This is a genomic window from Shigella sp. FC1544, assembly GCF_001722145.1.
Lineage (GTDB): Bacteria > Pseudomonadota > Gammaproteobacteria > Enterobacterales > Enterobacteriaceae > Escherichia > Escherichia coli.
The window spans coordinates 1-355 of record NZ_MECT01000482.1 but is presented as its reverse complement, the minus strand read 5'-3'; the positions used below and the strand labels follow the sequence as shown (position 1 = coordinate 355).

Sequence of the window (355 nt, the reverse complement as noted above, 5' to 3'; positions counted from 1 at the left end):
GAAGCGCCTTCACTGATCGAAAGCTGATTTTCAGGAACCGTTTTGACGGCTTCGGCTTTAAACTCCGTAGAGTAACGTTGGGTTTTTCTGCTCATTATTAGCTCCTTCTGATGCCATTCTATTTCAGGAAGGAGTGTCCGTTAAACTCAGGCTACCTCAAACTGTTACGACAACGCTCCGATGGAAAGCTTCTGGGGAACGCTGAAAAATGAAAGCCTGAGCCACTATCGTTTTAAGAGCCGGGATGAGGCCATCTGTAAGCGTACAGCCTGAACCGTCTGGTCAGAATCTGACGAATTAGACAAAGTGGTGTCCACCAAATAAGTAGTGGGAACCAAAGTGTCAGATATGCAGA

At 46.5% G+C, this 355-nt stretch carries 1 protein-coding gene; it reads right to left on the bottom strand.

Annotated elements, in window-relative coordinates; genetic code table 11:
* On the bottom strand, positions 1-95 hold a 95-nt coding region (locus tag BGK49_RS30105), incomplete at its 3' end, for a transposase (RefSeq protein ID WP_069375812.1).
* Positions 96-355: the final 260 nt, after the last annotated feature.